This is a genomic window from Mesorhizobium sp., from assembly GCF_004962245.1.
In the GTDB taxonomy this organism is placed as follows: Bacteria; Pseudomonadota; Alphaproteobacteria; order Rhizobiales; family Rhizobiaceae; genus Mesorhizobium.
This window is the reverse complement of sequence record NZ_SUHQ01000050.1, coordinates 1-21,814: the sequence shown is the minus strand read 5'-3', so window position 1 is coordinate 21,814 and position 21,814 is coordinate 1. Positions and strand designations below refer to the sequence as shown.

19 protein-coding genes and 1 pseudogene are annotated in these 21,814 nt (G+C 56.1%); 19 read left to right on the top strand and 1 reads right to left on the bottom strand.

What is annotated here, in order from left to right:
• From E5X88_RS31605 to E5X88_RS31580, 6 genes are all read left to right on the top strand, one after another.
• Positions 1-468, top strand: a 468-nt coding sequence (locus E5X88_RS31605; RefSeq protein ID WP_292168117.1) for an acyltransferase, incomplete at its 5' end; no start/stop codon positions are given.
• A 207-nt stretch (positions 469-675) separates the two neighbouring features.
• Positions 676-2,040, top strand: a complete 1,365-nt coding sequence (locus E5X88_RS31600; protein WP_292168115.1) for a flippase — start codon at positions 676-678, stop codon at positions 2,038-2,040.
• 108 nt (positions 2,041-2,148) lie between these two features.
• Complete coding sequence (locus tag E5X88_RS31595; protein WP_292168114.1) at positions 2,149-2,832, top strand: class I SAM-dependent methyltransferase; 684 nt, start codon at positions 2,149-2,151, stop codon at positions 2,830-2,832.
• Between the two features lie 26 nt (positions 2,833-2,858).
• A complete protein-coding gene (locus E5X88_RS31590) occupies positions 2,859-4,169 on the top strand; it encodes an O-antigen ligase (protein ID WP_292168112.1) in 1,311 nt (436 codons plus the stop codon).
• Positions 4,170-4,237: 68 nt separating this feature from the next.
• Complete coding sequence (locus E5X88_RS31585) at positions 4,238-5,317, top strand: IS630 family transposase (RefSeq protein WP_292168110.1); 1,080 nt, start codon at positions 4,238-4,240, stop codon at positions 5,315-5,317.
• Positions 5,318-5,578: 261 nt separating this feature from the next.
• Entirely contained in the window at positions 5,579-6,586 is a 1,008-nt protein-coding gene (locus E5X88_RS31580) for a glycosyltransferase (protein ID WP_366929981.1), read from the top strand.
• 25 nt (positions 6,587-6,611) lie between these two features.
• Here E5X88_RS31580 and E5X88_RS31575 read toward each other — a convergent pair whose 3' ends face one another.
• Entirely contained in the window at positions 6,612-7,415 is an 804-nt protein-coding gene (locus E5X88_RS31575) for a hypothetical protein (protein WP_292168107.1), read from the bottom strand.
• 185 nt (positions 7,416-7,600) lie between these two features.
• Between E5X88_RS31575 and E5X88_RS31570 the strand changes: the two genes are divergently transcribed.
• The 13 genes and pseudogenes from E5X88_RS31570 to E5X88_RS31510 form a co-directional block, all read left to right on the top strand.
• Positions 7,601-7,786 carry a hypothetical protein gene (locus E5X88_RS31570; protein WP_292168105.1) on the top strand — a complete coding sequence of 62 codons (186 nt, stop codon included), beginning with the start codon at positions 7,601-7,603 and terminating at the stop codon, positions 7,784-7,786.
• A gap of 94 nt (positions 7,787-7,880) precedes the next feature.
• The gene (locus tag E5X88_RS31565) at positions 7,881-8,618 is read left to right on the top strand and encodes a class I SAM-dependent methyltransferase (RefSeq protein WP_292168104.1); all 738 of its coding nucleotides are present in this window, start codon (positions 7,881-7,883) and stop codon (positions 8,616-8,618) included.
• 4 nt (positions 8,619-8,622) lie between these two features.
• Positions 8,623-9,597, top strand: coding sequence for an NAD(P)-dependent oxidoreductase (locus E5X88_RS31560; protein WP_292168102.1), 975 nt, complete (start codon positions 8,623-8,625; stop codon positions 9,595-9,597).
• Positions 9,594-10,769 carry a glycosyltransferase family 1 protein gene (locus E5X88_RS31555; RefSeq protein ID WP_292168100.1) on the top strand — a complete coding sequence of 392 codons (1,176 nt, stop codon included), beginning with the start codon at positions 9,594-9,596 and terminating at the stop codon, positions 10,767-10,769. The genes E5X88_RS31560 and E5X88_RS31555 overlap by 4 nt, the downstream gene beginning before the upstream one ends.
• Complete coding sequence (locus E5X88_RS31550) at positions 10,766-13,006, top strand: mannose-1-phosphate guanylyltransferase/mannose-6-phosphate isomerase (RefSeq protein ID WP_292168098.1); 2,241 nt, start codon at positions 10,766-10,768, stop codon at positions 13,004-13,006. The genes E5X88_RS31555 and E5X88_RS31550 overlap by 4 nt, the downstream gene beginning before the upstream one ends.
• 269 nt (positions 13,007-13,275) lie before the next feature.
• Positions 13,276-13,749: a hypothetical protein gene (locus tag E5X88_RS31545; RefSeq protein ID WP_292168096.1), complete on the top strand. Its 474-nt coding sequence runs from the start codon at positions 13,276-13,278 to the stop codon at positions 13,747-13,749.
• 378 nt (positions 13,750-14,127) lie between these two features.
• Positions 14,128-14,643 carry a hypothetical protein gene (locus tag E5X88_RS31540; protein ID WP_292168094.1) on the top strand — a complete coding sequence of 172 codons (516 nt, stop codon included), beginning with the start codon at positions 14,128-14,130 and terminating at the stop codon, positions 14,641-14,643.
• A 383-nt stretch (positions 14,644-15,026) separates the two neighbouring features.
• Positions 15,027-15,836 carry a CpsB/CapC family capsule biosynthesis tyrosine phosphatase gene (locus E5X88_RS31535; protein WP_292168092.1) on the top strand — a complete coding sequence of 270 codons (810 nt, stop codon included), beginning with the start codon at positions 15,027-15,029 and terminating at the stop codon, positions 15,834-15,836.
• Positions 15,833-16,618 carry a polysaccharide biosynthesis/export family protein gene (locus tag E5X88_RS31530; RefSeq protein ID WP_292168090.1) on the top strand — a complete coding sequence of 262 codons (786 nt, stop codon included), beginning with the start codon at positions 15,833-15,835 and terminating at the stop codon, positions 16,616-16,618. The genes E5X88_RS31535 and E5X88_RS31530 overlap by 4 nt, the downstream gene beginning before the upstream one ends.
• 58 nt (positions 16,619-16,676) lie before the next feature.
• Entirely contained in the window at positions 16,677-19,055 is a 2,379-nt protein-coding gene (locus E5X88_RS31525) for a polysaccharide biosynthesis tyrosine autokinase (RefSeq protein ID WP_292168088.1), read from the top strand.
• The gene (locus E5X88_RS31520) at positions 18,943-20,202 is read left to right on the top strand and encodes a hypothetical protein (protein WP_292168086.1); all 1,260 of its coding nucleotides are present in this window, start codon (positions 18,943-18,945) and stop codon (positions 20,200-20,202) included. The genes E5X88_RS31525 and E5X88_RS31520 overlap by 113 nt, the downstream gene beginning before the upstream one ends.
• On the top strand, positions 20,199-21,518 hold the full coding sequence (locus E5X88_RS31515; RefSeq protein WP_292168084.1) for an O-antigen ligase family protein: 1,320 nt from the start codon (positions 20,199-20,201) through the stop codon (positions 21,516-21,518). The genes E5X88_RS31520 and E5X88_RS31515 overlap by 4 nt, the downstream gene beginning before the upstream one ends.
• 128 nt (positions 21,519-21,646) lie before the next feature.
• A pseudogene (locus E5X88_RS31510) lies at positions 21,647-21,760 on the top strand (NAD-dependent epimerase/dehydratase family protein); the annotation flags it as partial.
• Between the last annotated feature and the right edge of the window lie 54 nt (positions 21,761-21,814).

The window sequence follows — 21,814 nt, the reverse complement described above, 5'->3', positions numbered from 1 at the left end:
GGTGTCCTCGAGATCGGAGATCGCGTAACCATCGTCAGCAAATCCAGGTTCAATCGAGCCGGTATAAATCATCCCACTCAGTTGGTCGTCGGGTCATCTGGAAAAATCTCTATAGGGGATAATGTCGGGATTTCAGGAGCGTCTATTTTTTGTGTCGAGAATATTGCAATTGGAAATAATGTTCTGATTGGAGTGAACTGCAATATTTTCGATACCGACTTTCATGCTGTCGATTATCTGGACCGACGGGCGGGGCGTGGCACTCTTTCTGCCCCAATCGTGATCGAGGACGATGTCTGGCTCTGTGCTAATGTGACCGTCCTCAAAGGCGTGAGGATTGGCGCGCGCTCCGTCATCGCGGCGGGCAGCGTCGTTACATCCGACATCCCGCCGGATAGCCTCGCCGGCGGCGTACCCTGCAAAGTCATACGTTACCTAGCACCCACGCATGCCGCGTCGATCGAATGAAGAGCTATTTCCTTAACAGCGCCTCGATGATGGTCGACGACGTCGTTGCCCGGGTCCTGGGGCTTCTGGTCACAGTCGTCGTCGCACGATGCGTTGCTGGCCGCGCTTCGTTCTATAACGGTACCTTGCGAAACTCCCGGCAGAGGGTTCGTGGGACATCAGTCGAAGAGATCATCTGGTTAGTGAAAAATATGATCGAACCTTATCGTGCGTAAGGTTTTTACAACCTTCCGGACGTTTTCAAGTCTGTTTAGACGATACTGGAGGTATATTTCAAACTCGCTCTGGTTGATTGCTGACAGGCTGCTGGCGAGTCTGGTGGGGCTTTTAGTGGTGGCGGTAGTGGCTCGTTATCTCGGGCCGAGCGAATTTGGGTTGCTGTCCTATACGTTTTCTACGGCACTGCTGTTTGCGGTCGCCGGGCAACTGGGGCTCGACGGACTGGTTATTCGAGAAATCGTCAACCGCCCTGACGACGTGCCACGCGTACTCGGCACAGTGTTCGTTCTGAAATTCTCCGGCCATTTGCTGGGAGCTGCGGGTTTGGTCGTCTACGCGCTGTCTATCGGGGTGCATTCGACGGAGCGTTCAATGTTGTTCTTGGCCGCGGCCTTCATACCCGTGGCGTCGCTGTCAGGGTTCTTCGGCCTCTGGTTTCATTCGCGCGTTCAGGCCCGGTACAGTGCCATTTCCTCCAGCATATCCGCACTGCTGGTCGGCCTGGGAAAGCTTGGGCTTGTATGGATCGGGGCTGCTGTGATGGCGTTCGCCGCTGCAAATGTCGTCCAGGTGTTGATTGCGGCCATGCTCTCGTTCCGCTTTTACAGGCAGCAGAAGGGTCCGCCTTTGTCGACATGGCGGTTCTCTCCAGCATTGGCAAAGGTGCTGCTCTCCGAGAGCTGGATGCTTTTCCTTGGATCCATATTTGCGATTGTCTACCTGAAAATCGATATGATTATGCTTCGCTGGCTGGCCGGGCCGGCAGAGGTTGGTACCTATGCGGTGGCAGCGACCCTTTCCGAGGCTGCATACTTTGTGCCGGCCGCGTTGGTCGCCAGTGTGTTTCCCAAGCTGATCGAGTCCGCGAAAACCGACCAAGGTTTGTTCGACAGGCAGCTTCAGACCGTCTTCGATGTCTTGTGGCTGGCGGGGCTTGGCCTGATTGTCACAATGTTCTTGCTTGGCGGGCCGCTTATCCGGTTTCTTTTCGGAACTGAATACGATCCATCGGTTCCGGTGTTGCTGGTCCATGTTCTGTCTGCGCCCTTCTTGTTCATGCGGATCGCCTTCACGAGATGGACAATCATAGGAGGCGGCGCCACATTCTTCATGTTAACCGAAGGCCTCGGTGCGCTTACTAACGTGGCTCTTAATTTCCTTCTCATTCCCCACTATGGGAGTGTTGGTGCCGCGCTTGCGACACTCGTGTCATATGCGACGGCCTCCTATCTCACTTTGGCGATCCCGCGCCGAACGAGGCCCATTTTCGTGATGATGTCGCGCTCCGCATTCATGCCGTGGCGAACTCCCAAAGAGTTTTTGAACTATGTGAGACGAAGTGCCTTCGCCTGACTGGGCATTTCTAATGGAAAGACCAACGACCCTTCGGTTGCCGGCTCGGTGGCGGGTGTCCACAAGCGGCGATATTCAGTAGCCAAAGCAAAGCGGAGTTATGAGCGCATGACGGTGCTAAACAGGATCTCGACAAAGTGGAACCACTTTGCGCAAGCTTCCAACAATACGCGAGCTGCGGTAGAGTTATCCCGGCTAGGTCTGCCATACTTGCCATGGTCCGACGCATCCCTGCTTCCTTCAGCCCTGCAGGTGGTGCTCAACGAAATTGAAATCAATTCTCGCAAGACAGTCGTGGAATTTGGAAGTGGTATTTCCACAATCTACATTGCCCAAATCCTGTCGCGGCTTGGCGGCCGGATTGTCAGCTTCGAGACCGATGCAGAATGGGCGAGTTTTGTCGAGAACCGTCTCGCCGCGTTGAATCTATCCGAATTCGCCACAGTCGTTCGCGCGCCATTGGGACCCTGCACCTTGAGCAAAAATGGGCTGAGTTGGTATGATCAAGCGATCGTCGCAACGGCTGTGCGGGATCTGTCGATTGATTGTGTGGTCGTCGACGGCCCGCCTGCCTACAAGACGGGATATGAATTGGCGCGTTATCCCGCACTTCCTGCGCTTGAGGCAAACCTTGCGCCGGATTACGTGGTGTTTCTCGATGATATCCATCGGCTTGGCGAGCAGGAGATATTACGGCTCTGGGCTGATCACTTCGGCGTCAAATTTCTTTCCTATTTTTCCAAAGGCAACATAGCCCGCGGAGTCCACGGCGTGGCACACTTCACCGTGTGAGGTTGCCGTGAGGTGCGACTAGTCTCATGATGCAGAGAGTCAACATTCACTACAAAGCATCTGCCGATTTCGCTCGAGGCGGGATTGATCGTCGATTTCAGCGTTTGAGAAATTATGTTGACCAACGCATTTTGTTCTCTCCTGCGACAGCCTTCGCTCTTGCAATTTGCGGCTTCTATGCTTTTTCCGGCATAGTAAATAGGTTTGATCCGGAAGGAAGTCTAGGATCGATCTTGGTCAGGGCAGCCATTGCTCTGATAACATTGGCCTCTTTCTTACTGGTTCCTTCAAAATTTAGATCGTCGCCGCCTGCTCTTTTGCCAATGAAGATATTTTTTATATTCTATATATGCAGACTCGTAGAGAACATATACCTTTCCTCAATAAATATATCAGGCGGGCCGGGAATGGTATTTAGCATTTTCCTGGTGACTGGTGTCGGCGCAGGGCTTCTGATCTCGTCGATGGATCAGGTGATAAAGAATGTAGATCTGACTTTCGCGATGAATACGCTTTGCGTAGCCTTCATAATTGGGCTCTATTTAAATAGAGAAATTCTACTGGAGGCAAGCAGCCTTAGTAGTAGCAGCAGAATGTCTTTAGATAAGATTAATCCAATTGCAATGGGTCACACCGCTTTTGCGTTTTTGATATATTTTGCCCTTATTATCGGAAAGACGAAAAGATTAACGATACAAGCAGTAATATTTGGACCTATTCTATTTTTTATTGTCGTTTTTGCCAAATCACGAGGAGCATACATTGCCGGTGCGGGGGCTATGTTGATCTATATACTGTTGCTCAAGGGGTCAAAACGAGTATTTGCTGTTTTCGGGGCATTTGCCATCGCCTTAGTGATTTTAGTGAGCAGTGGCGTAGAGCTGGTCGACGTTGTCATTGCGAGGCTTCAGCAGATCGACTTGGATACCGATCAATCGACAACGACACGCAGCCTATTGTTCGCTGGAGCTTGGAATCAGTTTCTAGAAAACCCCTTGTTCGGACGTTATGCCGTCGAGATGCGGTTCAATTTCTATCCCCACAACATTTATCTTGAATCCCTGATGGCGGTGGGGGCGCTCGGATCATTGCCGCTTGCGGCTCACATAGTTTTGGCACTCAGATCGACGGTCGGTATCATTCGGTCCGGCAGATTTCCGCTCGCTGCAGTGCTGAGTGCCGTCCTATTCATCAGGGAGGCGATCGCTGGCTTGGCAAGCGGCAGCCTGTGGGGAAATTCGCTCTTCTGGGTCACTTCCGCTCTGACGATATCGTTTTGGTATGGATATCAGGGGTTTCTTGCCAAAGTTCGAAATTTGGAGATTCGGGCTTACTAGTGGATTGATCGAGACAAAAGAGTCCGATATTGGATTCCCATCGGTCTTCGCATGTGCGACGATCAGGCATGCGCACCGGTATTACATTTGACGTCAGTGCCAGCGACAGGATCCGGCTCGAAGCCATCGTGGCAAAGCGCGGTTCGCCGCAGAAGCATGTGTGGCGGGCGAAGATCATTCTGATGAGCGATGACGGCTTGGGAACTGTGGCCATTATGGAGGCTACCGGCAAATCGAAGACCTGCGTGTGGCGATGGCAGGAGCGTTTTATGGCCGAAGGCGTGGATGGCCTTTTGCGCGACAAGAGCCGCCCGCCAGGTATTGCGCCACTCGATCCCGAACTGGTCGATCAGGTGATCGCGCTGACGCTGGAAACGCCCAAGCAAGAGGCCACCCACTGGACCGTTCGCGCGATGGCAAAGGCGGTGGGGATCGCGGCCTCTTCGGTCGTCAAGATATGGCACGAGCATGGTCTTGCACCACACCGCTGGCGCAGCTTCAAACTGTCGAATGACAAGGCCTTTGCCGAGAAACTGCACGATGTCGTTGGGCTCTACGTCTCGCCGCCGGCCCATGCCATTGTTCTTTCCGTCGATGAAAAAAGCCAGATCCAGGCGCTCGACCGCACCCAGCCAGGACTTCCTTTAAAGAAGGGGCGGAGTGGCACGATGACTCATGATTACAAGCGCCACGGGACCGCCACCCTGTTTGCTGCCCTCAATGTTCTCGACGGCTCGGTGATCGGCCGCAACATGCAGCGACACCGGCATCAGGAGTTCATCCGTTTCCTCAACGTGATTGAGGCGCAACTGCCGAAGGATAAGGCAGTCCACGTCATTCTTGACAACTACGCGACCCATAAGCAGCCGAAGGTCCGCGCCTGGCTGGCTAGACATCCGCGATGGACCTTCCACTTCGTTCCAACATCATGTTCATGGCTCAACGCTGTCGAGGGCTTCTTCGCCAAACTGACACGACGCAGACTGAAACACGGCGTCTTCCACTCCGTCGTCGACCTGCAGGCGGCAATCAACCGCTTCATGATCGAGCACAATCACGAACCGCGGCCATTCGTCTGGAAAGCAGACCCCAATGAGATCATTGCAGCAGTCAAACGCGGGCACCAAGCGTTGGAACCAATCCACTAGATGTCGTGTGTCCTGCCGCGACCGGTATGCTGGCGCGGTAGGTTTGAAGCCCCATTCCGACTGGCATTAGCGTCACAATCCATATGGTCGAACTCTGCCCCGACCGTCGCTTGAGCTCAACGCCCGCGGGCCGCCAACTGATCGTTATCAGCACTCCAGACCCCGAGACTAAAATTCCAACAGGAACCAGCCATGCGAATTTTTCAAAATTCTGGGATATCGCCCAGCTATCGGGCTAGGCTCACTGGACTCGTCGCGGGAGTGCGTGAGTTCGAGTCGCAGAAACAAGTGTTTTTGAACGACCGCTATGGGGCCTCGCATATCCTCTTGCCGGCGCTCGCCGGCAGCCCGGAAGCCTTTTTTACGAATGGAGACGACGAATCGCTGCAACGGGCATGGGCGCTTGAAAACGGGCTGGGCGAAGATGCATCGCTCGCCGATATTCTTCTTGCCCAGATCGAGCACCACAAGACGGACATCTTCTACAATCTCGATCCATATCGTTACGATGCCTCTTTCGTGCGACGGCTGCCGGGGCACGTGAAGCGAAAGATTGCGTGGCGTGCTGCGCCAGGCACGATCGATTTTTCCGGCTATGATCTCGTCGTTTGCAATTTCCCGTCGATGCGAAAGCTTTGGGAAGAGCAGGGCGCCAGGACGGCTCACTTTTTTCCTGCTCACGATCCGGAGCTCGACACCGTGGCCGCGAATCGGAACAGGGACATCGATGTTCTCTTCTTCGGTGGCTACAGTCGCCATCACCAACGCCGAAGGCAGATCTTGGAAGCCGTGGCGCGCCTTTCCAGCCGCCGCAACGTTGTTTTCCATCTGGACCTGTCCCGCTACACGCCACTCGCCGAAACGCCGCTTGGCTGGTTCGGTCCGCTTAGGGCGGTGCGCCGCCCGCGTGCGATCCGCGATGTCAGTGCGCCTCCTGTATTCGGTCGCGCCATGTATGCCGAACTCGGAAGAGCCAAGGTCGTGGTCAACGCCTCGATCGACATGGCAGGTCCGGACCGTGGCAACATGCGCTGTTTCGAGACGATGGGCGCCGGCGCTTTGCTGATATCCGATTCCGGCAATTATCCCGCGCCGATGCGTGACGGAGAAACCATGATCGTCTACGAGCAACCGCAGGACGCATTGGATAGGATCGAACAGCAATTGGATAGCGGGAGCTGGGATAAGATCGGTTGGGCAGGAAGTCGCGCGATTCGTGAAGAATACAGCAAGAAACGGCAGTTTGAGCGGTTTCTCGAATTGGTATAGATGACGCTCGATCCTTAGTTCATTTTTATGGAATCTTGCCCTGTTCCTGAAGGAATCTCAAGGTAGCCTGCCACCACTCTGCTTTTCCATCCCATTTCATTGGCCGATAGGGCGAATTGCTGGCGATGGTACCCCATATGACGATTCCGTCAGCCAGCCTCCTGCAGGTGTCCAGTTGGGCATACCAGAGGTCGCCAGGCAGAAAGGCGAGAGTCTTATGAAACTGTGGCCATAGAAAACAGTAGACGGGCTTTCCTTGTGAAATCCTGCGTGCTTCCTCGATATTGGCTTGCGCGTAGGCCACCCAGGCGTCCTTATCCCCGTAAAATGTATACAGGGAGGGAAATAGCGCGTCGACATGAGAGACGAGGGAGGACGCGATGGTGGTGTTTTGCTGTTTCCAGTCGTCCAGTTCAACAGCGCCTTGATGGCCGATTGCCCTCCAATGATCCCTGATCGGCAAGACAGCATAAAGGCCGAGCTTGACGCTCGGATCTGCCTTTCTGAACGCGCTAAGCGTCTTCCGATATTTCGCGATAGACGATGCTTGATCCGGACCCTCCAAGGGCCAGCTTTCAATGTCGATATTGAGGTATTCGTTGCTCCTCGGCACTGCCAGCGCTTGCTGGACCTGGCCGGAGTCGGGAACATCCGGCCCCAGAACATGAGGATCCACAATCGTAAGATGCTCCAAACCGAACGAGCGGAAATCGGGCCCGCCGGCGAAATTCATAGCCTCGAAAAGCCTGAACGGAGCGCGCGTTTGCGCCGTCGCGGGGCAGGAGCCGATTTGAAGGCATATCACGCAGAATAGTGTCTTGAAAAACATTATGCTCGGTATCCGTAGTCGCAACGGGTGAGTTTTGCGCGGGTGAAGTTCGCGCGCTCGAATTCTCGTGACCTGAACTTGACGAGTCTCGAAACGGTAGCTTAGCTGGACGCCTCGAACAACCTCCTGACTGAAGCGTGATCGACGCTGGAAATTATCCATCTGGAATGGTGGACGGGCGAAGCATGCAAGCCTATGACCGAAGCGCTGTCGCACTCGTCAAGTTGAGGCTTGGCGGCGGGTGTTGTGGGGCATCCGACAAATCTGACGAGGAGATCGAGATCGTCGTGACCAAGAACGTGCCGCCTTATGCAGTTGTTGCCGGTAATCCGGCGCCGATGATCCGGCATATGGGTTCTCTCGATGCCTGAAGCGGCCATGACTTGGGAAGACGCCGTCCGCTGGTGCATGAGCGAGCCTTCGATGAAGGAACTCGCCCGCGCCGCCTATTTCGACGATCCGGTCGTGGCCGCGCAGCGCTATCACGAAAGTGCGGAGTTCAACGCGGTTCGCAGCATGATCCCGCGCAAGGTGGGCCGTGTTCTCGATCTTGGCGCTGGTAACGGCATTCTCTCCTACGCCTTGGCGCGCGAGGGGTGGTCTGTAACCGCTGTCGAGCCTGATCCCAGCGCACTCGTCGGTGCCGCTGCGATCCGGGCGCTTGCCGAAAGCACAGGCACGCACATCGATGTCGTCGAAGCATTCGGTGAGGCGATCCCGTTGTCCGCCGCAGGCTATGATTTGGTCGTCGCACGGCAGGTGCTTCATCATGCCCATGACCTTCCGGCTTTCTGCCGCGAAATGGCGCGTCTCTCTCGCGACGGGGCGACGGTCCTGTCGTTGCGCGACCATGTGGTCTCCGGGCCGCAGCAACTCGAGCCTTTTCTGCGCGCTCACCCGCTTCATCGTCTCTATGGCGGAGAGAACGCCTTTACGCTAGCCGCCTACCGCGCTGCGATCCAGGGGGCCGGGCTGACGATCGATCGCGAATTGATCTCGTTCCAGTCCGTCGTGAATTATGACCCAATGACAGAATCTGAGATTCGCGAGAGGCTCGCCAAAGTCTTTGGTCCGGTTTCCCCGGTTGTTCGCCTGGCTCTTTCTCCCGTGCCCTTCGGAGTTGTCGCCAAGGTCGCCGCATCGGTCGACCGTCGGCCCGGGCGCCTTGTCTCTTTCCTTTGCCACAAGCACGGGAAGGACTGATCTCTTGACACAATCCAAGGAGGCAAAGCCTGTCTGGGTGACTGGAGCCGGCGGTTTCATCGGCCTGCACCTCGCTCGTTTCCTGGCTGAAAAGGGATGCCATGTCATCGGCTTCGGTCGAAAGGAGGCACCCGGATTTGCTTTGGCGACCGGCGGCATCTTTTTTTCCGGTGGAGTAACCATGGAAACAATGGATGCGGCTCTGGCGGCGCATGGCCGCCCGTCAGCCGTGTATCATCTGGCGGGTGGGGCGACGGTCGGCCAGTCAATTGCCGATCCCCTGAAGGATTTTGAACAAAGCGTTGTCTCCGCGGCTCATGTCCTCGATTTCCTGCGTCGCCGTGCACCCGATGCACCTGTCGTTCTTGCATCCTCCGCTGCGGTCTATGGCGGCGGGCATGTCGGTTCGATCAGGGTCGACGCTGCGCTCGATCCCTATTCGCCCTATGGCTATCACAAACGCATGGTTGAGGAGCTTGGCCGGTCATATTGTGCTGCATATGGCCAGCCGATCTCGGTGGCGCGCCTCTTTTCGGTCTATGGTGAAGGGCTGCGCAAGCAACTGCTCTGGGATCTCTGCGGAAGGCTCGCAGCAGGCGAAACTGACATTGTGCTTGGCGGCATGGGTACGGAAATGAGGGATTGGCACCATGTCTCTGACGTCGTGCGGTTGATCCTTCGCATCTTGCCTGCCGGCGAATCGCGCTTCGCCATTTACAATGGCGGTGCGGGCGCTCCTGCGTCCGTCAGAACGATTTCCAGCATGGTTTTGGAGGCCTGGGGAGGTAATCATCGTCTTTCGTTTTCGGGAAAATCCAGGCCAGGCGATCCCGTGAACCTGATCTCTGATCCGTCCGGTCTTCCGGAGGGGCTTCAGTTGCAGGTGCCGCTCAGCAAGGGCATTGCCGGCTATGTCGATTGGTATCGCGCTAACGTTCTCGCCGAGCCGGTCGATCGCTTGCGACGCTCCGCACCTTGATTACCGTCGGCTTCACTCTCATCGGCCGCGGAACCTGGTCCGGTGGCGAGTCTTATCTGCGCAACATGTTGAGCGTCATCGCCTCCGAACTGCGCGGCAAGGTGCAGGCGAAGCTGTTTCTTACACCTGAGCAGCATTCAAGCATTGGCGCGTCCTTCGATCATATGCTGGCGGCACCCGCTGTTGTTGATGACCAGGTCATTGGCGTCGGGCTTGGCAGACGAGGGCTGATCGCACTTGCTGGCGGAAGCGACCGTGCCTTCGCGGATATTGTCGCTGCGCAAGGCATCGATGTTGTTTTTGAAGTCGCCCAGTGGTTTGGCAACCGGTTTCCAGTGCCGGTCGTTTCCTGGATTCCGGATTTTCAACACCGTCGCCTGCCGCACCTCTTTCCGCGTCGCGCCTGGTGGCGCAGGGATCTCGGCTATCGCCTGCAGACGTCCGGGAATCGCACCATAATGCTCTCGAGTGGGGACGCGCTGGCGGACTGCGAAACGTTCTATCCGGCCTCGCGCAACAAGACCGCCGTCGTCCGTTTCGCGATCGATCTCGATCCAGGCGCCATCTTGGCGCGTGCCGATGAGGCGCGTCAGGCGCATGGTCTGCCCGAGCGTTTCTTCTTTCTCCCCAACCAGTTCTGGGTCCACAAGAACCACAGGCTGGTCGTAGAGGCGTTGAGGCATATAGATAAAATAGGAGCGCTGGGCTCCTTGCCGCCGATAATCCTCACGGGGCGCACTTCGGATCCGCGCGACCCGACATTGTTCAAGCGTCTGATGGAGCTTGCGCAAACGCACCGGCTCGGAAGCCATTTCCGGCACCTCGGATTGATTCCCTATGAAGATGTCGTAGCCCTGATCGGCGCCGCGGACTATCTTCTCAACCCTTCCCACTTCGAGGGGTGGTCAACCACGGTCGAGGAGGCGAAATCGCTGGGGACGCCGATGTTGCTATCTGACATTCCGCTGCATCGCGAGCAGGCGCCGGAATCGCTTTTCTTCGCACCCGACAGTGCGGAACCGCTGGCCCAGCATCTCGTTGAAGCCGGGCAGCGCCCACGCTTTGTCCGCGACAGTGTCGCCGTCCTGCAAAGTCGGCAAAAAACGCGACGCCAAGACTACGCGGCGGCGCTCCTAGCTTTGTTTGAAAATGTCAGAGGTGTCACCCAATGACCGAGCGGATCGTCAGTTTTGTCATGAGCGGCGGCGTTGGCTCACGGCTATGGCCGCTGTCGCGCGAGGACAATCCCAAGCAATTCCATGATTTTTCCGGCGATGGCTCGATGCTGGCCAAGACGCTGCGCCGGCTGACGGCGCGGCCGGAAGGCGAAACGCCGGTCTTCCTGATCGCCTCGGAGCGGCACGCCGACCGCGTCCACGCCGATCTCGCCGGCCTCAACCTTTCTGGCGGCGGCCCCTTGTTCGAACCGACCGGTCGCAACACCGCCGCCGCCGTTGCCTTGGCGACCCTGCGCACCTTGTCCGAATATGACGACAGCCTGATCTTGGTGGTGCCGTCCGATCACGAGATCGCGACTGCGCAGCAATTCTGGCAGAGCGTGGAAAACGGTACCGGCGCGGCGGGGGCGGGCCGGCTGGTGGTATTCGGCATCAAGCCTGGCCACCCCGAGACCGGTTACGGCTATATCGAGGTCGCCGGCGAGAAGGATGGCATCTGCGATGTCTCACGTTTCGTCGAGAAACCGGACCTCGCGACCGCGCAGAATTACCTGACGGCGGGTAATTTCTACTGGAACACCGGCATCTTTCTGTTTCGCGCCAGCGCTATGCGCGATGCCTTCATGGCTTTCGAACCCGAGATATGGACGGCCGTCGAAACTGCCTACCAGGCAGCGACCTCGGATCTTTCCGGTCTCTACATGCCTCTGGAGCTCTACGCTGCCATTCCCTCGACCTCGATCGACTATGCGATCATGGAGCGCGCCAGCGACATCGCCATGGTGCCGGCCGGCTTCCGCTGGAACGACCTCGGTTCCTGGCAATCGCTGCTCGACGTCGGTCCCTCCGACAAAGCGGGCAACGTCATCGTCGGCGATGTCGTCGCCATCGACTGCGAGAACTCCTACATCCGCAGCGACAGTCGCTTGCTGTCAGCCATCGGCTTGAAGGACGTTGCCATCGTCTCGACCGCCGATGCCACATTCGTCGCCCCAGTCAGCCGCAGCCAGAACGTCAAGAAGATCGTCGAACAGCTCGAAAAGAGCGGCCGGCTGGAAACCAGGTTCACGCCCGCCGACGACCGCGTGATCGAAAGCGGCGCCTGGCGGCGGCGCGTTCATCACTGGCTGTTTGAAGAGACGGTGCCGCTGTGGTCCACGGTCGGGGTCGATGAGCGTCATGGCGGTTTCCACGAGGCGCTCGGCTTTGACGCCACACCGCTGATGAAGCCCAAGCGCATGCGCACCATGGCCAGGCAGGTCTATGCCTTCGCTGTCGCCAAGGCGCGCGGCTGGGACGGGCCTGCCGACCGGTTGATCAGCCACGGTATTGAATTCATGAACAGGAACGGCCGTACCGACAACGGCGGCTGGGTGCGCACGCTTAACGTCGATGGCACGGTCGCCGACGCCGCCGAGGATGCCTACGATCATTCCTGCGTGCTCCTGGCGCTGGCGCATGCCCATATGGTCGGCAATCCCGATGCACTACGGCTTGGTGAAGAGACGTTTTCGTTCCTCGACGCGCATCTCGAGGATCACCGCATGACCGGTTTTCTCGAAACGTCGAGCGGCGAGGGCGATCGCCGCTCCAACCCACACATGCATCTGCTCGAGGCCTTCCTGGCCTGGCATCAGACGACCGGCGAGCTCGCCTATCTTCGCCGCGCCGCGCGCATCGTCGATCTGTTCCGTAGCCATTTTTTCGATCCGGAAAGCTGGACGCTGGGCGAGTATTTCGACGCCGAGTGGAGGCCGGCGGAGGGCGAGAAGGGTGCGTGGACGGAACCCGGCCACCATTTCGAATGGGCCTCGCTGTTGGTCGACTTCGCAGGGCGCACCGGCCAGAGCGAACTAACCAGCTTTGCCAGAAAGCTCTATGCCTCGGCTATCGCCAACGGCCTCAATCGCGCCACCGGCCTCGCCTATGGCGCCGTCTCGCGGCAAGGCTTGCCGCTCGACCGTGTCTCGCGCAGTTGGCCGCAGGCCGAAGCAATCAAAGCGGCGATTGCGCTGGACGGTTCTGGTGGCCCCGACCTCAAGCCCGAGATCGAAGCGCGTGTCGGTCGCCTGTTCCGTTGGCACATCAATCCGGCGCCGCTCGGCCTGTGGATAGACCGGATCGACGAGCGTGGCCGCTCGCTGGCGACCGATGTGCCGGCAAGCATCTTTTATCATCTGGTCTGTGCGCTGACGCAATATCTGGACAGCACCCCCGGTGAATCTCGGTAGAGCGCCAAGTGTCTTTTGGACGCATAAGAACGCTCTAACATTTGACCCTGCGCGTGGCTCTTTCCGAAAATCGTTTCCGATTTCCGGCGGCGGAACGGTTGACGGAATAGAAAATCTCTTCGATTGAAATGGCCCGATGTTTTTCAAGCCAAACGTAGGGTTTCGAACCAACATCGGGCATCAGCCACTATCAACGGTGCGGTCGTGCGGACGTTTCCGCAAGAGGTGACAGAAACGCGTGCTTGGCCCGCGGCGGGAGTGAGAATTTTTTGTCGTTCAAGAAAATAGGCTTGTTGACACTTGTTGCCTTGGTGTTTGCGATTGGCTTCTTTACCATCATCGTGAAAAAAGGGACGCCTGTTCGTTCGCAATCGCCCAAGGCGCAAGCGGTGCTTGAGCCGTTTGATGGCAAGCTTTCCGTCCAGGCAGTCGATGACCTTCGTGTCGCTGGCCGCAAGATTGTGTTGTGCGGCGTGGCGTTTACCAAGCCACGATCCATGCGTGCCATGGTAACGGAGGCGGTGCGCCGGGACTACCAAGGGCTAGCCCTGACCTGCAAGCCGGTCGGCAAAGGGACGCCTTGCGACGGCAATGTCGCCTCAAAGTTTGGTGATGCTATCGTCGTGCAATGCCTCACGTCCGATGGCACGGATTTGGCCGCGAAACTTGCCGAGACTGGTATTTTGTGCGGACAGCCCGCGCAGTCGGGTTCGACCTACAAAACCTGCTTATCGGGCTCGTAGCTCGAGGGTTCGCCAACTGCCCCCGCGTCCGTCGCCACGACACGCGACCGTCATAAAACGAAAGGGCAAGATGTGCGATAACGCCCGACGTCAAACACAGTCGAACATAATCCATGTACCAAGCATGGCGCGATGGCCGCCATCAAAGGCCAGGAAGTAGATCTGCCTTTCCGATAATTCTAGAGGGGTCCGGCAGTGAAATGGCAGATTAAAAATCTGCCAAGTTGGGTGTGACCAATGAAACACAGCGGAAACAAAAGTCATTTCGCATGTGCGAAACTGGTTGGAATCAAAGCGAAAAGCTGTTACGCGCTTGACCCGTACCATCGGTGATCGAGGCGGGGCTGAGGTGTGGCGGGACAAAAAGGATCGAAACGAATGAACCTTATAGTTAAAAGTGTATTGGCCGGATTTATCGCCTCGATCGGTTTCGGCCCGGTTTCGTCTTTCGCTCAGGATGCGCCGTGCACCTGCACGACAACCTACCAGGGAACAGCGAGTTCGATCGGCTCCATCGGGCGCGCCGATGGTGACGTAATGGTTTCGCAAGCTGCTGGTTATGGTCCTGCCAAGGCGGGAGGTGCTCTGGATTTCGGCAGTCGTGTGGTAGTCGGTGCCAGGGGATCGGCTTCCGTCAATGTCGGTGGCTGCAGCCTGGATGTGCCCGCCAATTCAAGCCTCGACATTTCCCGTGTCGAGAACAATATTTGCCTGAAGGTCGTGGGCTCCGAACAGACGGCTGCCGTTGGTGTGAGCCCTGAACATACGGGCCAGATTGCCCCGGGCGGCGCCCGGTCCAACACCCCGCTCTTTATTTTTGGGGGCATGGCTGGTGCAGCCGGTATCCTTGCTGCAACGCAGGATGATGACGAGGGCGGCGCTGTCAGCCGTTAGGCGCAGTTAAGGCAATACAGCAGGGGCATGTGACTGCCTCTGTTGTATTGCATTCGCCGATCCCCTGTGCGCCTTAGTTCTGGCGCGCCGGCTAGAGCCGGAGATGTTGATGGGATTCATTAACCAGACCGCTCTATGACTTGAGTGGAAGCAGAGTGCGCTTCATCTTGGGTGAGTCGTTTCGGCCAACTGAGCGACGCTGCGGCTGATGGCGCGGTAGCGCTGATCTTAGCTTGCATGGTTGTGGCAACGCTGTCGGCGAGTGGCTTGGACCTGGCATCTACCGTAATGCGTAACCTTGCTAGATGCGTCATTCGCAATCCCGCGGGTGACGCATCCGTTTTTTTGGGGGCGAAGTTGCGTCGGTACACCCGGAAACGCCAATGATCGACCTGCATTCCCATATCCTGCCCGGTCTCGACGACGGCTCGCCTAGTCTTGCCGAATCGCTGGAAATGGCGCGGCTGGCGGTGGCCGACGGAACGACCCATATGGCGTGTACGCCGCATATCGTGCCAGGTATGTACGAAAACGGATCGGCAAATATTGCCCGAGCGGTCCAAGGGCTGGACCAGGCATTACGCCGCGCCGCGATACCGCTTACTCTTTATGTTGGTGCCGACGTTCATGTAGCGCCCGATCTTCCGGAGCAATTGGCGCTCGGCAATGTGCCGACTTTAAACAGGTCTCGCTATTTTCTATTTGAGCCGCCGCACCACGTTTTACCGCCAAGACTGGAAGAACTTGCTCTGCGCCTCATAAACGCCGGGTTCGTTCCGATTCTTACCCATCCGGAGCGGTTAACCTGGATCAAGGCGAATTACGATGTTGTCGAGAGGTTGAACGCAGTCGGCTGCCTTGTTCAGCTTACGGCAGACTCGATTGTTGGTGCTTTTGGACGCACGGCGCTTTACTACTCGGAAAAGCTGATTGACGAAGGTAGGGTAGATATTATCGCATCGGACACCCATGGCGCCACCCGCCGGCCGCCGGGGCTTTCGAAGGCTGTCGCCGTTGTTGCGAAGCGATGTGGGGAAGACGAGGCCTGCAATATGGTGTTGAAACGTCCAGGCGAAATATTGGCGAACCGGCCTCTCGATCCGGTCGGAAAGTCACCCGCGAAAAAGCCTAGCCCTGGCAACGTTGGTCGCTTTGCGGGATTGGGTCGCTTGTTGAAGGGCGGAACCGCATGATGGGCATTTTTCATTTCGCAAAAAGCTATATGGGCACCTTATGTGTCTTGTTCGCTTCAATCACGGTGTCTGCCTGCACGAGTACCTCCTCAACGACACCGTCCTCGCCGGCTTCGGTCGATGCGCTGCAACTGACTTCGGCGTCGGCTCCGCTTTCGGGCGGCGGCGCTCTACGGATTGTAAAGGATCTGCCGGCACCGCAGAACACGCAGGATGGCAGCGAGCAGCCTTTGTCTCCGAACGATGTGCTCGAGGTAAGTGTGTTCCAGGTCGACAATCTGAACAGAACCGTTCAAGTCGACGCCGGCGGGCAGATTTCGCTTCCACTTATCGGAACCGTCACCGCGGCGGGAAAGACCGTGCGTCAACTGGAGCAGGAAATCGAAACGGCTTACGGCGCCAACTATCTGCAGTCGCCCGATGTGTCGGTCTACGTTAAGGAATCGATCGGACAGCGCATTACCGTCGATGGCGAAGTCGTTAGGGCCGGTATCTTTCCGGTGTCGAGCAATTCTTCTCTCATTGATGCGATCGCCCTCGCTGGAGGGTTCAATGCAGTTGGCGATGCGGGAAAGGTCTTTGTCTACCGGAACATCGGCCAAAATACTTTGGTCGCAAATTACAATGTTGAGCAAATTCGTGCCGGCAAAAGCCGCAATCCACGCATCTATGGTGGCGACAAGATTGTCGTCTTCGCCTCGAAATCGAAAATTGCGCTGAACAATCTCAAGGACGCCCTCGGTGTCGCCTCGAGCGCAGCCCGAATTGCGGTGATCCCGTGAATATGACCATGGCCCGTCAGAATTCAGGACATAGACAAACCTAGGATTACTTCGCACCATGCTCGATCGTAACAGACAGCATCAAATTGCAGGCCCAGGACATAGCCAAGCCTTGTCCCCTGACCTGTATTATGACGGTGCGCAAAACTATAGCTCGTACGGTCGCGATTACACGGAGCAGGACGAGGGATTCAATCCGCTCAGACTGCTGTTTTACGTTGTCCAGTATCGGTGGCTGATCGTCATGATGGCAGCAGCCGGGCTGGTTGCCGGCGTCGTCGTCAGCATGATGCAGACGCCAAAATATCAGGCAACAGCGCAATTGGAAGTGTTGGTTCCTTCGGCCAAAGTCTTCCAGGATATTGAGGTGGTTTCTGAAAGCAGTGACCTGCGGGCCTTTCAAACCGCTCGTGAAAAGCTCAAAAGCCGTGCATTGGCGCAACGCGTGGTGTTCCAACTGGGACTCAGCGAAAAGCCGGACTTCCTGTTTCCGACGCCGAGCTTCTCGCTTAGCAATATCCTCTATCGTGCGTTCGGAATTTCCAAATCGCCTTCCATTGAAGAGAAAACCCCCGAGGAACGTGAGAGGATTGCAATCGGTCGCATTCTGAATGACCTCACGGTCAATCTTGTGACCAACACAAGCTTGCTGTCGATTACGTTTGCCGACCAGAGACCGAAATATGCAAGTGATGTAGCCAATCAGGTCGCGCAAAGCTTTATCGACCAACGCGTTGATCAGACCAGCGAGACGTCCGATCTGGCACGGCAGTTCATCCAGGAACAGGTTTTGCAGGTAAAGCAAAAGCTCCAGAAATCCGAAGAGGATCTGGTCGCTTATGCAAAGGATGTAGGCATCACAATAACCGGCGACGACAAATCGCTGATAGGGTCGAACATCGAGGCTCTGAATACCGCGCTGGCGACAGCAATCCAGGAACGTCTCGATGCCGGACGGATGGTGGACCAGATAGACAAAGGTCGCGGGTCGAGCCTCGGCCCAGTCTTGGAAAGCGAAGGTCTGCAGAAGATCACCGACAAATTGGCCGATTTGACCAGCCAGTATCAGCAGAAGTTGGGCATATTGAAACCTGGCTTCCCAGAAATGCAGCAGCTTCAGGCACAGATCAAGGAACTGCAACGGCTTTATAACAATGGCGTTTTGACTATAACTGACTCGCTGCGGCAAAAATACCAGGAGGCTCAGAACAAGGAGGCTGACCTTCGGTCCAAACTCGCCGAGATGGAGAAGCAGCAGGTTATCTTCAACGACAAGAACATCAAATACACGATCCTGAAGCGCGAGGTTGATTCGAACAGGTCGCAATATGATAATCTTATTTCCAAGCTTAATGAGGTCGGTGTCAGCTCTGAACTCAAGACACAAAGTGCGGCGATCGTCGATTTCGCGACTCAGCCTAATAGTCCTTATTCTCCGCGCCTGAGCATCAATCTTGCGATCGCTTTCGCTCTTTTCATGGCTATGAGTGCGTCAATTATTTATATCATCGAGTTGTTGAACAACACCTTTACCAATCCTGAGCAGATCGAAAAAGAACTAGGATTGGCGATGCTCGGCATCTTGCCGCTTGTCGATGATCGAGAACTCATGACCAGCATCGCCGATCAGAAATCAGGACTGTCCGAAGCCTACCGGTCGCTTCGAACGTCGTTGCAGTTCTCCGGCGCCGAAGGTGCGCCGCGATCACTGCTGGTCACGAGTTCGGAACCCTCGGAAGGCAAGTCGACCACGTCGTTCAAGCTGGGGCAGGATTTTGCGGCGCTCGGTGCGCGAGTTCTCATCGTCGACGGAGATCTTCGAAAGCCGAACCTTCATCGGCTGTTTGGTCTCGACAACACGATCGGACTGAGCAATCTGCTGACGAACACCGTCCGCAAGGAGGATCTGGCGAGTATTTTCAGGGCGACGAAATATCCCAACGTAACCGTCCTGACCTCTGGAACGATCCCCCCAAACCCTGCGGACCTGCTTTCTTCGCCGAAGATGGCACTGATTGTTACCAATCTCGGCAAGCGCTTCGATCTTGTCATAATCGACGCCCCGCCGGTTGTAGGCCTTTCAGATGCGCCCATCCTCAGCCGCCTTGCCGAGGGTACATTAATGGTCATCTCTACCAATCAGGTGACACGCAAGTCGGCGAAGACGGCGCTGAAACGCATGCGCGCTGCCGGCGCGAATGTGGTTGGAGCTGCGATGTCGAAGTTTGCGGTGAACAAGTTCGATTACAACTACGCCTACAAATATATGAACTACCAGTATTACGACTACGGCACGAGTACCCCGAAAATTGAGGGCAAAGTCGATGACGGAGCAGACCAGCCGGCCTATGCAAAATCTCAGGCGTTCAGGCGTTTGGTTCGTCGCATCCGTTCTAGCGTTGGCGGCTTCGTCGATCGGGCTAAGTCGGCTTCTTGAAACCGAGACGCCAGCCGTTTCCCTTGCGCTGGATCCGCTGAACGTCAATGCCTTGATAAGCGAAATCACCGACAACCTGAACGATGCAAGCGATACGCCTGATCTCGATGCATTGCTCGCCAAGGCCGAAGGCGCGCTTCGATTTGATGTGGCAGATGCACGGCTCTACAGCCTGATTGGCGAAATCAAATACCGGCAGGGCGTAAAAGACCAAGCCTATGAGTTCTTCGATCGAGCTCGAAAATTATCCAAGACCGAAATCCACGCGCTCCAGAGGTCCATTGGCCACTCGATCGAGAAAGGCGATCTGTCAAAGGCCGTAGGCGAGATCGACATATTGCTACGGCGCTGGCCGGGACAATTTCCAGCTGTCGCCGAGGGGCTGCCGACAATCCTCGCAAGCCCCGAAGGATATCAGGCTGTGCTGGCAGCCATCAAGGCGGAGGCGCCGTGGAGAAGCAGTCTGTTCGTGGCTCTCGGCAAAACTCCCGAGGGGCTTGACTCCGCAAATCGGCTGCTGCTCGATTTAGCTGGATCAATCGCGCCACCAAACTCAAGCGAATTGTCCTATGTGATCCACGGTTATATTCGTCAGAAGGAATATGACCAAGCATATCGGTTGTTTCTTTTCAGCCTGTCTGATGAAGAACGGAAGCTGGGTGGATACATTTTCAATAGTACCTTTGAACCGGTACCCAGCGGCAAGCCTTTCGACTGGCAAATCCGCGATCAGTCGGGACTGGAAGTGACGTTTGCAAAGTCCCAAGATTCGGTCGAAGGTGAAAGTGGGGCGACGGTCCGCTTCTTTAATACGCCTGTCAAGAACGCTGCTCTTCAGCAGTATATTGAACTGCCTCCTGGCTCGTACAGGATTTCTCTGACTGCCTCTGCAAGAAACCTGAGGCTTCCAAAGGAATTGTTCTGGTCGATCAGGTGCATGGGGCCAGCTGGCGAAATAGCGCGGTTCGATATTCCGGAGGGTACATACAATCGTCAGGCCATGAGCCGGGATTTTTCGGTTGGATCGGCCGGGTGCCCGATGCAACTGCTGAGACTGGAGACTGCCGCCATTGCCGAGAGCTGGCGCTTTCGATATGTCGGTACGCTGGTAATGCACAAATTGAGCATCGAGAGACTTTCATCTTGAGCGATCGACCCTCGGAATGGGATAAATATCTCCTTGGATCGGTTCTGTTTCTATCGCTGCTGATCGGCGGAGGGACTGCAAGCGGCCTCTATACGGACACGCTGATTGAGGTCGCGGCAATCATCTCGGCCGCGGCTGTCTTTTCACAGACATCTGGCCAGAGAATCCCTCGGTCTATTCTATGGCTGCTTATCTTCGCTGTGGCATTGGTGATTTTACAAATCGTCCCGCTGCCTGCTGCCATATTCAATGGATTGCGACCAGAGCTGTTGCTCGCAGACCCTTGGCCGGTTGGAGAAACCCGATTTCGTTTCGTCAGTGTCGGAGTTGGACGGACGATCGAATGTCTGTTGTATCTGGTTGGCTCGGCAGCGTTTTTCTTGAGCGTGTTGCGTTTGCGCACCGAGCAGGTCCACGCGCTTTTGCCGTTCTTTTTTATGGGCGTTGTCTGCAATGGCTTGGCGGGAGCGATTCAATATTCGCTCTCTGACGACATCGCCATAGAGGGATTGTTGCCTTTTACGATCAATGCTGGGCTTTTTGCCAACCAGAATCATTTTGCGGCTTTGCTTTTTGTTTCTATTCCCTTCGTCGTTTATTACGGCCTGTTCCGCGGATACCTCTTGTCTGGATCGCTCGGACTAGTCACGCTTTTGCTGCTGCTTTTGGCCGCCGGTTCGCGTGCCGGTGTTCTGATTGGCTTGGCGATCACCGTCCTATCCATCGTCTTTCTTTCAGCGCGTTCCAGGGCGAGTGGATTGAGCATTCTGGCGATTTTCATAGGGCTTTCGGTCTACACGATAGGCGCGTGGACGAAGATCGATGCCGAGGCGGTTGATCCGGATTTCGGGCGAGGAGAATTTGCTCGTACCACTATTGATGGAATCAAAGAAAATTTGGCGACTGGCGTTGGATTTGGGAATTTTCAAAAGGCCTACCAGATATACGAAAAGGAGGAGATGATTTTTGCGCAATACGTCAACCACGCTCACAACGATTATCTTGAATTAGCCTTAGAGGGAGGGGTTATTGCAGTCCTTCTAATGGTGTTTTATTTTCTATTGCTTTTTACGGCACTTGCCAGAGTTCGCCGCGACCCGCTTCAGAAGGCGGCTTTTCTATCGGTGTCTTTTCTTCTCATCCATTCACTTGTCGATTACCCGTTGCGGACCGAAGCGCTTGCAATGACGTTTGCCTACATGAACGCCATTATCTTTCACAAAGGATTTGCAGCCCGTTTGGCCAAGAAGAACGAATTGATCGAGGTCGACCACAACGGTGGCAAGCTGTTTGTTCCCATCGAAATTTCGTCGTAGCAGGCTGGGTACTGCGGCCGACATTAGCAGCATCCTAAAGGCATTCGGGTGGCACTTGAGCTCTTCGGCGCTGATGTTCACCGCCGCTGAAGTGTTCGCGCGACAGTGTTTGCGGTGAGGAGAGCGGCATGAATTTTCTGGTGACCGGAGGGGCCGGCTTCATCGGCTCGGCGGTGTGCCGGCATTTGTGCTGTAACCCGGCCTACCGGGTGACCAATGTCGACAAGCTCACCTATGCCGGGTAACCCTCCGGCAAAGGCCGCGGTGGCTTCGATATTGGACGAAGGCCGTCAGTC